This window comes from Bacillus sp. FJAT-27225, assembly GCF_001685025.1.
Classification (GTDB): domain Bacteria; phylum Bacillota; class Bacilli; order Bacillales; family Cytobacillaceae; genus Bacillus_D.
This window is the reverse complement of sequence record NZ_MAYU01000001.1, coordinates 1,028,407-1,042,114: the sequence shown is the minus strand read 5'-3', so window position 1 is coordinate 1,042,114 and position 13,708 is coordinate 1,028,407. Positions and strand designations below refer to the sequence as shown.

Below are 13,708 nucleotides of genomic sequence, written 5' to 3'. Positions count from 1 at the left end.
ATACGCTCTATTGGATACATTTCACCCATCTCGAAACACCAAAATGTGCCCAATAAAGGGTGTTGGGCACATTTTACAGGTTGCAGAATACCGAAACGTTGCCAATACGCTTTATTGGTTGCCAGGATATCTTTATTTTTTTCTGAAAAACAGCATCCATGCTCCAATAACAACCATCAGCACAGGCCAGAATTTCCAGATGAGCGAGACGCTGCTCTCAACGACGTTAAGCCAAATTCCAACTTTGTCGGTAAACAGGAGAAGGGTGGCGACGACCAAGAATAACAAGCCATTTAAAAGCCCTTTTCCGGTTTTTTGGTATTGAAGAAGGAATCCAAGTGCGATTATTGCTACGAACGTGCCGATATGATTCGGCCAAAAAGCGACTTTGCCGGCAACGTGGAAATGAAGGCCGAAACCGGCCAGGATGATTCCCGGCAGAATCGCATCATGGTCTCTTGCCATATAGCCTTGGCATAGAAAGGCGACGCCAACTATCACAAGCAGCGTCGGCCATGTATAGTATTGCTTTAAAGCTGTAAAGCCTGATTGCTCCAGAAAAAAATACAAACCGAAGCCGACCAGGATCACTCCGGGGAATAGTTGTTGGTTTCTCATTTGTTCTCTCCGCTTCCAGTAAGGTATCCTTGATATAACTAGTTATTTTTGCTAATGTATATATGAATGGACTTTTATTTTCGACACCATAAACCGGGTCGAAATACCAATTATTTTTACAATGCACTTTCCAGAACGGACCAAAAACCCGTTGCCGGAAGTTCAATATATTAATTTTTTCTTAATAATATCATAGAGTTTCGCTTTCTGTTCACATTTTTTCGGCAAGCTACCAAAATGACCGTGATATAATCTGAGTAGTTAGTTACGTGATTAAGTTGGGGGTGTTACTATTACATGCATATTTTAGTGGCAGGACTAAATTATAAAACCGCCCCTGTTGAAATTCGTGAGCGGCTGACGTTCAATCCGGCCGACCTTGGAAAGGCGACAGCCGACTTGAACGCCAAAAAAAGCATTCTCGAGAACGTCATCTTGTCAACTTGCAACAGGACAGAGATTTATGCAGTTGTAGATCAGATTCATACGGGACGGTACTATATAAAAGAATTCCTCGCTGATTGGTTCGGCTTGGAGCAGAGCGAATTTTCGCCCTATCTTTTCATATATGAAAGTGATGGAGCCATTGAGCATCTGTTCAATGTCTCATGCGGACTGAATTCTATGGTACTCGGTGAAACACAGATTCTTGGCCAGGTGCGGTCGAGCTTCCTGCTGTCACAGGAAATGAAGACGACTGGCACAGTGTTTAACCATTTGTTTAAACAAGCTATTACAGTTGCCAAACGTGGCCATGCTGAAACCGATATCGGTGCCAATGCAGTATCAGTTAGCTATGCTGCGGTGGAACTAGCCAAAAAGATATTTGGCTCGCTTCAAGATAAGCATGTCTTAATCTTTGGCGCCGGCAAGATGGGCGAGCTGGCTGCACAGAACCTTCATGGATCAGGTGTTGGCAGCGTGACAGTCATCAACAGGACTTATGAAAAAGCCCAGGACCTTGCACGGAAATTTGGCGGCCAGGCAAAGCAGCTGTTTGAATTGCAAAACTCACTCGCTGAGGCCGATATTTTAATCAGCTCGACAGGGGCAAGCAATTTTGTGATTACGAAGGAAATGATGGAGCAGGTTGAAAAGCGCCGCAAAGGAAAGCCATTGTTCATGGTCGACATTGCTGTGCCTCGCGATCTTGATCCGCGCATTTCCGAATTGAATAGTGTGTTTTTATATGATATTGATGACCTTGAAGGCATCGTAGAGGCGAATCTTCAGGAGCGGAAGAAAGCTGCTGCTCTTATCATGATGATGATTGAAAAGGAAATTGTCGATTTTAAGCAGTGGTTAAGTACGCTTGGTGTTGTGCCTGTCATTTCGGCGCTTAGGGAAAAAGCCCACCTCATCCAGTCAGAAACGATGATGAGCATCGAGCGCAAACTGCCACACCTTTCCGATAGGGATAAAAAGGTATTGAACAAGCATACGAAAAGCATAATCAATCAGCTGCTTAAAGATCCAATCCTCCAGGCAAAAGAACTGGCTGCCCGCCCAGATGCCGATGAGGCTCTCGATTTGTTCATGACAATTTTTAACATCAAAGAACTTGTCGAGGAGCAACAACAATCGAAAGCAGCCGAAACCGTGAAAGACATGGTTCATGCACCGCAGGCTTCCTTTCAGTCATAAGAGAGGTAATGTCTATGTTTGACATTCATATGACGCGACTGCACGAATTGACGGTTATAATTTATGCTTTAAGCGTGCTGTTATATTTCTTTGACTTTATCCATCATAACCGGAAGGCGAATAAGATTGCCTTCTGGTTACTTGCATTTGTATGGGTTTTGCAAACAGGCTTCCTCATTTTTTATATGGTCAGTACCGGACGGTTTCCAGTCCTGACGATATCGGAGGGCCTATATTTCTACTCATGGGTGCTCGTTACGATGTCACTCGGCATCAATCGGTTATTGAAAATGGATTTTATCGTATTTTTTACGAATATTCTCGGTTTCGTTGTTATGGTGATTCATATATTCACACCTGATCAATATGAATCCCACCTGATTAGCGAGCAGCTCATTTCCGAGTTGCTGCTAATCCATATAACGATGGCGATCCTGTCCTATGGGGCATTTTCAATGTCATTTGTTTTTTCCCTGTTATACATGATTCAGTATGATCTTTTAAAAAGAAAGAAATGGGGAGCCCGGCTTATCCGGATTGCCGACCTTTCAAAGCTCGAGCAGCTCAGCTACCTTCATGCCGTCATCGGAGTGCCGATGCTGCTGCTGAGCCTGATCCTTGGCCTCCATTGGGCTTATTGGAAAGTCCCGGAGATGCCCTGGTATGATGCGAAAGTAATAGGCTCCTTCATCCTGCTTGGAGCTTACAGCATTTATTTGTATTTAAGGATTGTAAAGGGGATTGCTGGCAAACAGCTTGCGGTTTGGAATATTGCTGCATTCCTGCTTGTATTAATTAACTTCTTCTTTTTTGGCCAGTTATCGTCATTCCACTTTTGGTATTCGTAGATTAGGAGGCTTTTTATGAGAAAAATTATTGTTGGTTCCAGACGCAGTAAATTAGCACTTACCCAAACAAATTGGGTTATCGAGCAATTGAAGAAAATTGCCGGCCCTTCATATGAATTTGAGGTAAAGGAAATCGTCACTAAAGGGGACCGAATCCTTGATGTTACGCTTTCAAAAGTAGGTGGCAAAGGCCTTTTTGTAAAAGAAATCGAGCAGGCCATGATGGATAAGGAAATTGATATGGCTGTCCACAGCATGAAAGATATGCCTGCAGTCCTTCCTGAAGGGCTTACGATTGGCTGCATCCCGTTCCGTGAGGATCACCGCGATGCACTTATTTCAAAAAATCATGTCAAACTGGATGATCTTCCTGCTGGTGCAGTTGTCGGAACAAGCAGTCTGCGCCGCAGTTCGCAATTGCTGGCAAAGCGGCCTGACCTTGAAATCAAATGGATCCGCGGCAATGTCGATACACGCCTCGAGAAGCTGAATAACGGCGAATACGACGCGATTATCCTTGCAGCTGCAGGGCTTTCCCGCCTTGGCTGGACAAAGGATGTTGTCACTGAATTCATCGATGATGAAGTGTGCATCCCGGCAGTTGGGCAGGGCGCGCTATCCATCGAGTGCCGTGAAGATGACAATGAACTGCTCGAGATTCTTGAAAAATTCACATGCAAAAAGACAGCTCTTGCCGTTCGGGCGGAGCGTTCCTATCTGCAAAAGATGGAAGGCGGCTGCCAGGTTCCAATCGCGGGCTTTGCCACTGCTGAAGAGGATGGCGACATTACCCTGAACGTTTTGGTTGCTTCCCCTGATGGGAAGGAAGTATACAAGGATACAGTGAAAGGCACCAATCCTGAAGAACTTGGCGAGAAAGCTGCTAGCCTTCTGATTGACAAAGGTGCGAAGGAACTGATTGATAAAGTGAAAGAGGAGCTGGACAGTGAATGATGTCCCAGGAGCCCCTGTCCGGTAAAAAGGTATTGATACCAAGAGGGGCCAACCAGGCAAAATCATTTTCGCGGCTCATAGAAAAGTACGGAGGGATTCCAGTCGAAATCCCTCTTCTTTCCTTTAAGCCTATCAGCTTGGATGACCACCTCAAACAAGTTTTGAATTCACTTGAATCCTATGACTGGATTGTTTTTACAAGCAATACGACAGTGGAAACGTTCCTGTCTTTTTTCCCTGAAGGGCTGCCTGACGCGATGCCAAAGGTCGCGGCAATCGGGGAAAGGACAGGAATTCTTTTGGAGAAAAAAGGTCTTGGGCCACATTTTGTCCCCACCAAATATGTCGCGGAGGTTTTTGCGGAGGAATTTATCACCCATATCCGTCCGGGCAGCCGGGTCCTGATTCCAAAAGGGAACCTGGCCAGGGAGCATATTGCCATGACGATAAGGGAAAACGGTTCTTTTGCCGATGAAATCGTTGTATATGAAACATACCTCCCTGAAGGCAGCAAGCTGAAGCTGAAGAATGCGCTTGCTGAAGACGGGCTCGACATCTTGATGTTCACAAGCCCATCAACAGTCAATCATTTTATGGAAGCGGTTGTAGAGTATGGCCTTAGAGAGCAGGCCGACCGCTGCATCGTTTCCTGTATCGGGCCGGTTACCCATGAGCGCCTGCTGGAATTTGGCTTTACCGTCCATGCCTCGCCCGAGCAGTATACGGTCGCGGATATGGTGGAAACTACAATCGATTATTTGGAAAGCGTACAATAAGCTTGTACAATAGAGAAGAATACGATCTGGCATTGCCAGAAATTGTCCGGAGGTAAGCAGTTATGGAACTTCAATTTTCACGTCACCGCCGTCTGCGCTCAAGCGCAAATATGAGAGCGCTTGTCAGGGAAACCCACCTTCATGTGGAAGACTTTATCTATCCGCTGTTCATCATTGAAGGCGAGAATATTAAAAATGAAATTTCGTCTATGCCAGGTGTTTTCCAGGTATCCATGGATTTGCTTGGAGCTGAAATCGATGAGGTTGTCGAGCTTGGAATCAAGTCGGTCATTTTGTTCGGTGTGCCACAGGACAAAGATGAATGCGGCACAGGCGCATTCCATGACCATGGAATTGTCCAGGAGGCTACCCGCTTCATTAAAGAACGCCACCCAGAGCTGATTGTTGTTGCCGATACATGCCTATGCGAATATACAAGCCACGGCCATTGCGGCGTTGTCGAAGGGAGCCGCGTCCTGAATGACGAGTCGCTTGAGCTGCTTGCCAAAACAGCTGTCAGCCAGGCAAAAGCAGGAGCCGATATCATTGCTCCATCCAACATGATGGACGGCTTTGTAGCAGCAATTCGCTCAGGCCTTGATGAGGCAGGTTTTGTTGATGTTCCGATTATGAGCTATGCGGTTAAATATTCGTCCGCATTCTACGGACCGTTCCGTGAAGCTGCCGAAAGCACTCCGCAATTCGGCGACAGGAAAACGTATCAAATGGATCCACCAAACCGGATCGAAGCAATGCGCGAGGCAGAATCCGATGTCCTTGAAGGAGCTGACTTCCTGATTGTCAAGCCTGCCCTATCTTATCTTGATATCGTCCGTGATGTAAAAAACAACTTCACTCTTCCGGTAGTAGCCTACAACGTCAGCGGCGAATACTCAATGGTCAAAGGCGCCGCCCAAAAAGGCTGGATCGACGAGAAAGCAATCGTGCTTGAACTGCTCACTGGCATGAAGCGTGCCGGCGCAGACTTGATCATTACCTACTTCGCCAAAGACGCAGCAAAGTGGCTGAGGGAAGAGCGTTAATATTGGTTTAGTGGTTAGGGCTGGTATCCCTTTTAGTATCGGTTTTTGCGGGAAACCGGTCCTTGTAAACCTCTAAGTTACTTTGATATGAAAAAATTGCTGTGCGAAAGTCATTAGGAAAGGTTCTAAGTGACTTTTCAGAGAAAAATTATGTGACAAGGTTACTTATAAAAGCTCTAAGTAACTTTGCAGCGAAAAATATTGTGACAAAGTCACTTATAAAAGTTCTGAGTGGCAATGCAGTCAACATCTGCTGGACAAATTTGCAGATGACCATATAAACACTATCCTAAATAGAGAAACGAGGGAACCGTCATGCGCTCATACGAAAAATCAATTGTAGCTTTCCAGGAAGCAAAGCAGCTAATGCCAGGCGGCGTAAACAGCCCTGTGCGCGCCTTCAAAGCGGTCAACATGGAGCCAATCTTCATGGAACGAGGCAAAGGCTCGAAAATTTATGATATCGATGGCAATGAATATATCGACTATGTATTATCGTGGGGACCGCTGATTCTCGGCCATACAAATGATAAAGTTGTCGAGGCAATCAAACATGTTGCTGAGCTCGGCACCAGCTTTGGTGCACCAACCTTGATGGAAAACGAACTGGCCAAACTGGTCATTGACCGTGTCCCTTCCGTTGAAGTTGTCAGGATGGTTTCATCCGGTACAGAAGCAACAATGAGTGCACTTCGTCTTGCCCGCGGATTTACAGGCCGGAACAAAATTCTAAAGTTTGAAGGCTGCTACCATGGCCATGGCGACTCGTTGCTGATTAAAGCAGGCTCCGGTGTCGCGACACTCGGTTTGCCTGACAGCCCGGGTGTACCTGAAGGCATTGCAAAAAATACAATTACAGTCCCGTACAATGACCTTGAAGCAGTTCGCTATGCGTTTGAACAATTCGGCGAGGACATTGCTGGCGTTATCGTTGAGCCAGTTGCAGGAAATATGGGTGTGGTACCACCGGTGCCGGGCTTCCTTGAAGGCTTGCGCGAAATAACTACTCAATATGGTTCATTGTTAATTTTCGATGAAGTTATGACTGGATTCCGTGTTGACTATAACTGTGCCCAAGGTTATTTCGGGATTACACCTGATTTGACTTGCCTTGGAAAAGTAATCGGCGGCGGCCTGCCAGTAGGCGCATTCGGCGGCCGTGCGGACATTATGCAGCAAATCGCACCGGCTGGCCCGATTTATCAGGCTGGAACCCTATCTGGCAACCCGCTTGCAATGTCCGCCGGCTATGCAACATTGAGCCAGCTGACACCGGAAACGTATACCGAGTTTGGTCGCAAGGCCGATATGCTTGAAAAAGGACTTAGCGAGGCAGCTGAAAAGTATGGCATTCCGTACTGCATCAACCGTGCGGGTTCAATGATCGGAATCTTCTTCACAAATGAAAAAGTCATCAACTATGAAAAAGCAAAGACCTCCAACCTCGAGTTCTTTGCCGAGTACTACGCAGAGATGGCCAACCAGGGTGTCTTCCTGCCGCCATCCCAGTTCGAAGGCCTGTTCCTGTCAACCGCACATAGCGACGAAGACATTGAAAAGACCATCAAGGCTGCGGAAGTTGCATTCTCCAAGTATAAAAAATAATGTGGTTTTGGCACCCTTCGCCCGGTTGTGGCGGGGGTGCTTTATTTTTGCGGGAATTTGAATGTGAGTGGCTGAAGATTAGTAAGGTATAGCCATTCAATTTGTCGTTGGAGAAGCTGCTCCAGTATCTCACAGCATTAATCAAGAGATTTTTAATGTTTATCGTGATATTCTGTGCTTTTATCAAGACATTCTCCACTCTTATCAAGACTATTTTCATTTTTATCAAGACTCTTCCAAATGTAACTCCATATAATTGAGTTGAAGAAAGGTAAATTGGAGTCCAAAGCTTTGAACTGCCGCTCGAGGTTTCGAAGTGTTTCTACGGTTACCCGGCAACAACTCGTTTTCAACCTTAACAATCATCCCCAAGATCAATCCACCCTACCACCTTTAAAAACGATTACAAACCCCAACTGTACACAGCGACTTCCCCGATATTTGATGGGCGAGACTCCTTGTTTTAATCATATTCATCAAAAAATTCTCATAGAGTGTAAGTGACATGGTGATTTTTTACGAAGGAGATGAAAGGAGGAGTCGCTTTGTCTCAGGAGAATCAATCGTCTTTGCGGTTTTCTTTAGAAGAATCGTTATGGTTTCGGAAAGGACAGGAAGTCGATGAGCTTGTCTCGATTTCGTTAAGCCCGGATATTACGATCCAGGAGACCGACGGATACATCAACATTCGTGGTGCGCTTGATTTGACAGGGGAATATGTTTGCAATGGAGATGGGTCAGTGGAGGCTGATGAAGCTGGGCCGGCTCTACGATATGTCCAGTCTGCAGTTTTGCGTGAGGAGGGGCTTTGGGATTTCGCGCACAGGTTTCCTGTTGACATTACCATTCCTGTGAACCGGATTGAAAGCATTTATGATATTGATGTGATTGTGGATTCATTTGATTATTCTTTTTCCGAAAGAAGCTGTATGAAGCTGACGGCCGACCTGATTATTAGCGGCCTGTATGCAGGAGAGCCGGAAGTGAAGGAGGAACCTGAGGAAATCTTTCTTGGGGTTCAGGAGCGTGAATACGAAGCAGAAGAAGAACTGGAAGAGGATTATGAGGAAGTGGAAATAGAGCAGCGGGAAGAGGAAGAGGAGCTCGTTTTTGAGGCCGAAGCGAGAAGGATGCCTGAAGACAACCCTGATGAATTGGCAACGTTCTCTGCTTTTCCGTTTAATCCATCATTTGCGTCGTATTGGAATCAGTCCCAGACCGTATCCAAAAGAGCTGAACAGCAGCCGCCAGTCCAGCAGTATCAGCAAGTCCGGCAGCAACAACCACAAGCTCAGGCACCTAACCAGTCTGAGGCCCAATATGAACAAGCAGAACAGCCGTATGCATCCGAACAGTATGGGGACGTCCAGGAGCTTGAAGCCGTGCAAACCCACCAGGTTGAGCTGGAATCAGCGGGTGAAGTAGAAACCATAGAGGTAGCAGCACAAGAACAAACGGAAGATCCTGTAGCCGAAGCAGAAGAAACGGTGGAAGTTGCTGCAGCTCCGGCGCAAAAGAAGAAAACGAAAAAGACCAGTATGTCGCTTACAGAATTCTTCGCACGCAGGGACGAACATGAAGAGCAGGCAAAACTGAAGGTATGCATCGTCCAGAAAGGCGAGTCGCTTGATAGCCTGTCAGACAGGTACAATGTGTCGGTTCAAAACATTCTTCGCTATAACAATCTTGAAATAAGCCAGGATGTGTACGAAGGACAGGTGCTCTATATTCCTGCCGCGTTTGCAAAAAAATAAAAGTGACTACGGGTGAGCGGGCTCATGCTCGCTCACTGTTTATTTATTTTAAAATTTCGGAAGTGAGCTGAATTCCGATGAATGAACAAAACCGGGTGAGGGAATTCGCGCCATTGCTGCAGCATTACGGCATCGAACCTTATTTTGTCGAGGATTTTGGAAACATTAAAAAAGTTTATAGCAATAAAGGGACGTTTGCCTTGAAGTCTATTGATGCCCATACAGGAATTGATTTTATCAGGCATGTCCAGCACTTGTATCAGCGGGGCTATAACCGGATTGTACCCATTTATCCGGCCCTTGATGGAAGGTACGGAATCCTGTCCGGGCAGAGGCTATATTATCTTATGCCCTGGCTGCCAAACGAGGCCCTCCAGGCATACAGGGAAAGAAGCCTGCAGATGATTCGTGAGCTGGCCCGCCTTCATACTCTTTCGGCAAAGGAAGTAAAGGTGGAGAAAGAGGAGCGTGCCGACCATTTTGAAAAAATGACCCTTCACTATGAAAAAAATCAGGAATTCCTCGATGGATTTATTGAGGGGTGTGAAAAAAAAATATACATGTCGCCGTTTGAGCTTCAGTTTTGCCTTTATTACACCGAAATTACCCAGGCAGTGAAATACTCGACGGAAAAGCTTAAGGAGTGGCATGAAAAAAGCAAGGAAGAAGAAAAAGCAAGGATGGTCATTGTCCATGGGAAGTTAAAACCGGAGCATTTTGTATATAATGAAAATGGGTATGGCTACTTTATAAATTTTGAAAGAGCGGGTTATGGTTCGCCTATCCATGATTTGCTGCCATTTATTTCAAAGATGCTTAGGACTCCTCCAAAGCAAAATGAGGAAGCCGTCGAAACAGCAACCCATTATTTTAAGTACTTTCCATTCAAGAAGGATGAAAAGCTTCTCTTTTATAGTTATCTCGCTCATCCTCTCCAGATTACAAGGACTGCCGAGGCTTATTTTTCAGAAGGAGCTGGAAGGAATGAATTCGCCTATTCCAAAAAGCTTCTAAAAGAATATTGGCATTTGAAAAATACAGAATATGTAGTCATGCGGCTTGTAGAAATGGATCGCCAGGTGGAAGCAGCAAAAGAAGGAGCCCAGTGATTTGTTCACTTGGGCTCCTTAAATAATTTCAAGGTATAAAGCCGTTGCCAGTAAAATTAAACATGCCAACAGAAGCACATCGAAAGTTGTAGGCAGCAGAATCGTCCGGATTCCCTGAAAGATGCAGAACGGAATACAGAATTGAGCCGCAACTGCTCTAATCGTCCGAACCCATGGAGGGTACGAGTACATATTGAACCGTTTCCTTTTCACTGCATTTCCCCCTTTTAATCCATCTATAAAAAGTGTATGCGGAGAAAGCTTGATAGGTGAACGCCCATTTTTGCAAAAAACGAATGAATTTGAAAAAAATTGGCCATCCTGATTGACGTCAGGAAGGTTTTTTGGATATGATATAAACTAAATTAATAATTAAAAGCAAAGACAGGGAAAAGTACAATGACCCGCCTGCTTTCCAGAGAGGGAGACTTACCAGCTGAAAGGTTTCCCAGGCAGCCCATTGGAATGTCACCCTTGAGCTTCTTCCGCCAAAGGCGTTTGCCGAGTAGTGGAAGACGGATCAACTCCGTTAAAGAATTTGAGCGCCGGCTGTTTTGCCGGAAAAAAGGTGGTACCGCGAGCCAACTCCATTCGTCCTTTTAATTTAGGATGAGTGGAGTTTTTTTATTTTTCTAGGATAACGGTCACACTGTCTATTGCAATTTAAGGAGGAATCACAATGGATCAAAAAGAAATCAGCATGCCGACGAAGTATGATCCGCAGTCGATCGAGCAAGGCCGCTACGAATGGTGGGTGAACGGCAAATTTTTCGAGGCGAAGGATGACGAATCGAAGCAGCCGTACACGGTTGTCATTCCGCCGCCGAACGTAACGGGCAAGCTGCATCTTGGCCATGCGTGGGATACGACGCTTCAGGATATCATTACCCGCATGAAGAGGATGCAGGGCTATGACGTTCTCTGGCTGCCTGGAATGGACCATGCCGGGATTGCGACCCAGGCAAAGGTTGAGCAGAAACTTCGCTCAGAAGGGAAGTCACGCTACGACCTCGGCCGCGAGAAGTTTGTTGAAGAAACGTGGAGATGGAAGGAAGAGTACGCAGGCCATATCCGCGAGCAGTGGGCAAAGCTTGGTCTTGGCCTTGATTACAGCCGCGAGCGGTTCACCCTTGATGAAGGGCTTTCAGATGCGGTTAAAAAAGTATTCGTGACCCTTTATGAAAAAGGATTGATTTACCGCGGCGAATATATTATTAACTGGGACCCGGCTACAAAGACAGCTCTTTCTGATATCGAAGTTATCCATAAAGATGTTCAGGGCGCATTTTACCATATGAAATATCCTTTGGCTGACGGCTCCGGCCACATTGAAATCGCAACAACTCGTCCGGAGACGATGCTCGGTGATACCGCGGTAGCTGTTCATCCTGAAGATGACCGCTATAAGCATCTGATCGGCAAAACAGTTATACTGCCAATCGTTGGCCGCGAGATTCCGATTGTGGGCGATGATTACGTTGACATGGAATTTGGCTCAGGTGCTGTTAAAATTACCCCGGCCCACGACCCGAACGACTTTGAAATTGGCAATAGGCACAACCTGGAGCGTGTTCTTGTTATGAACGAAGACGGCACCATGAATGCACGTGCTGGCAAATATCAAGGCATGGACCGTTTTGAGTGCCGCAAGCAGATTGTCAAAGACCTTGAGGAGCAGGGTGTCCTGTTCAAAATTGAAGACCACCTTCACTCTGTTGGCCACTCTGAGCGTAGCAACGCTGTTGTGGAGCCTTACCTGTCAACCCAATGGTTCGTTAAAATGCAGCCGCTTGCTGATGAAGCGATTGCCCTTCAGGAAAAGGAAAACAAGGTAAACTTTGTTCCAGACCGCTTTGAAACGAACTATTTGCGCTGGATGGAGAATACTCGTGACTGGTGTATTTCCCGCCAGCTTTGGTGGGGCCATCGGATTCCGGCCTGGTACCATAATGAAACAGGCGAATTGTACGTTGGTGTTGATGCACCTGAAGACATCGAAAACTGGACACAGGATAAAGATGTACTCGATACATGGTTCAGCTCGGCGCTATGGCCGTTTTCAACTATGGGCTGGCCTGATACGGAAGCAGCTGACTTTAAGCGTTACTTCCCGACTGATGTGCTCGTTACCGGTTATGACATCATCGGCTTCTGGGTATCCCGGATGATTTTCCAAAGCCTTGAGTTTACGGGAGAGCGTCCGTTTAAGGATGTTCTCATCCATGGCCTCGTTCGCGATGCGGAAGGACGCAAGATGAGTAAATCACTAGGTAACGGCGTTGATCCGATGGATGTAATCGCCCAGTACGGCGCCGATTCGCTCCGTTACTTCCTGTCAACCGGCAGCTCGCCTGGCCAGGACCTTCGCTACAGCACCGAGAAGGTTGAAGCAACCTGGAACTTTGCGAATAAGATTTGGAATGCATCACGTTTCGCATTGATGAACATGGCAGGGCTCACCTACGATGAGATTGACTTCAGCGGCGAAAAATCGACTGCTGATAAGTGGATTCTGACCAGGTTGAATGAAACAATCGAAACAGTTACCCGCCTGTCCGAGCGTTATGAATTTGGTGAAGTTGGCCGTGCACTGTACAACTTCATCTGGGATGACTTCTGTGACTGGTATATTGAAATGGCGAAGCTTCCGCTATACGGGGAAGACGAAGCTGCCAAGAAGACGACCCGTTCGATTTTGGCATACGTTCTCGATAACACAATGAGGCTGATGCATCCGTTTATGCCGTTTATCACAGAAGAAATCTGGCAGCACCTGCCGCACCAGGGCGAGTCAATTACGACCGCTGAATGGCCAAAGGTAAACCCGGAACTATCTGATGAGGCAGCGGCTGAAGAAATGAAGCTGCTTGTTGAAATCATCCGCTCAGTCCGGAATATTAGGGCGGAAGTGAACACACCATTAAGCAAAAAAATCAAGATGCTTGTTAAGGCGAAGGACGAAAGCTACCTGGCGATGGTTGACAAGAACCGTGCCTATATCGAGCGTTTCTGTAATCCAGAAGAGCTGCAAATTGGCACTGACCTAGCAACTCCTGACAAGGCAATGACAGCGGTTATCACAGGTGTTGAAATCATCCTTCCACTTGAAGGGCTGATTAACATCGAGGAGGAAATCGCCCGCCTTGAAAAAGAAAAGGCCCGCCTTGACAAGGAAGTTGAGCGTGTTCAGAAGAAGCTTGGCAACGAAGGCTTTGTGAAAAAAGCTCCTGCCCATGTTATCGAAGAAGAGCGCGCGAAGGAAGCCGATTACTCTGAAAAGAGGGCAATCGTTGAAGCGCGCATCAAAGAGCTTCGCGGGTAATAAGTACAGCTTAGACTAAATAAACAAAACTGAAG

Annotated in this window: 11 protein-coding genes and 1 other annotated feature; of the genes, 9 read left to right on the top strand and 2 right to left on the bottom strand. The window is 46.4% G+C overall.

Annotated elements, in window-relative coordinates:
- Window positions 1-132 precede the first annotated feature (132 nt).
- Window positions 133-618 (bottom strand): LiaI-LiaF-like domain-containing protein, encoded by a 486-nt coding sequence (locus A8F94_RS05320; RefSeq protein WP_066196660.1) that lies wholly within the window; start codon window positions 616-618, stop codon window positions 133-135.
- 297 nt (window positions 619-915) lie between these two features.
- Here A8F94_RS05320 and hemA point away from each other — a divergent pair, with 297 nt between their 5' ends.
- From hemA to ysxE, 8 genes are all read left to right on the top strand, one after another.
- Entirely contained in the window at window positions 916-2,262 is a 1,347-nt protein-coding gene (hemA, locus tag A8F94_RS05315; protein WP_066196658.1) for a glutamyl-tRNA reductase, read from the top strand.
- A gap of 14 nt (window positions 2,263-2,276) precedes the next feature.
- Window positions 2,277-3,110: a cytochrome c biogenesis protein gene (locus A8F94_RS05310; protein ID WP_066196656.1), complete on the top strand. Its 834-nt coding sequence runs from the start codon at window positions 2,277-2,279 to the stop codon at window positions 3,108-3,110.
- Window positions 3,111-3,125: 15 nt separating this feature from the next.
- Complete coding sequence (hemC, locus tag A8F94_RS05305) at window positions 3,126-4,064, top strand: hydroxymethylbilane synthase (protein ID WP_066196654.1); 939 nt, start codon at window positions 3,126-3,128, stop codon at window positions 4,062-4,064.
- Window positions 4,061-4,840 carry a uroporphyrinogen-III synthase gene (locus A8F94_RS05300; RefSeq protein WP_066196652.1) on the top strand — a complete coding sequence of 260 codons (780 nt, stop codon included), beginning with the start codon at window positions 4,061-4,063 and terminating at the stop codon, window positions 4,838-4,840. The genes hemC and A8F94_RS05300 overlap by 4 nt, the downstream gene beginning before the upstream one ends.
- 62 nt (window positions 4,841-4,902) lie before the next feature.
- Window positions 4,903-5,883 carry a porphobilinogen synthase gene (gene hemB, locus A8F94_RS05295; RefSeq protein ID WP_066196650.1) on the top strand — a complete coding sequence of 327 codons (981 nt, stop codon included), beginning with the start codon at window positions 4,903-4,905 and terminating at the stop codon, window positions 5,881-5,883.
- 315 nt (window positions 5,884-6,198) lie between these two features.
- Entirely contained in the window at window positions 6,199-7,488 is a 1,290-nt protein-coding gene (hemL, locus tag A8F94_RS05290; RefSeq protein WP_066196647.1) for a glutamate-1-semialdehyde 2,1-aminomutase, read from the top strand.
- Between the two features lie 545 nt (window positions 7,489-8,033).
- A complete protein-coding gene (spoVID, locus tag A8F94_RS05285) occupies window positions 8,034-9,242 on the top strand; it encodes a stage VI sporulation protein D (protein ID WP_066196642.1) in 1,209 nt (402 codons plus the stop codon).
- 77 nt (window positions 9,243-9,319) lie between these two features.
- On the top strand, window positions 9,320-10,351 hold the full coding sequence (ysxE, locus tag A8F94_RS05280; protein ID WP_066196640.1) for a spore coat protein YsxE: 1,032 nt from the start codon (window positions 9,320-9,322) through the stop codon (window positions 10,349-10,351).
- An 18-nt stretch (window positions 10,352-10,369) separates the two neighbouring features.
- Here the strand turns inward: ysxE and A8F94_RS05275 are convergent, their stop codons facing one another.
- Window positions 10,370-10,543, bottom strand: coding sequence for a hypothetical protein (locus tag A8F94_RS05275; RefSeq protein WP_254660798.1), 174 nt, complete (start codon window positions 10,541-10,543; stop codon window positions 10,370-10,372).
- Window positions 10,544-10,723: 180 nt separating this feature from the next.
- Window positions 10,724-10,953: a binding site (T-box leader), on the top strand.
- Window positions 10,954-11,030: 77 nt separating this feature from the next.
- Here A8F94_RS05275 and A8F94_RS05270 point away from each other — a divergent pair.
- On the top strand, window positions 11,031-13,673 hold the full coding sequence (locus tag A8F94_RS05270; protein ID WP_066196634.1) for a valine--tRNA ligase: 2,643 nt from the start codon (window positions 11,031-11,033) through the stop codon (window positions 13,671-13,673).
- Window positions 13,674-13,708 lie beyond the last annotated feature (35 nt).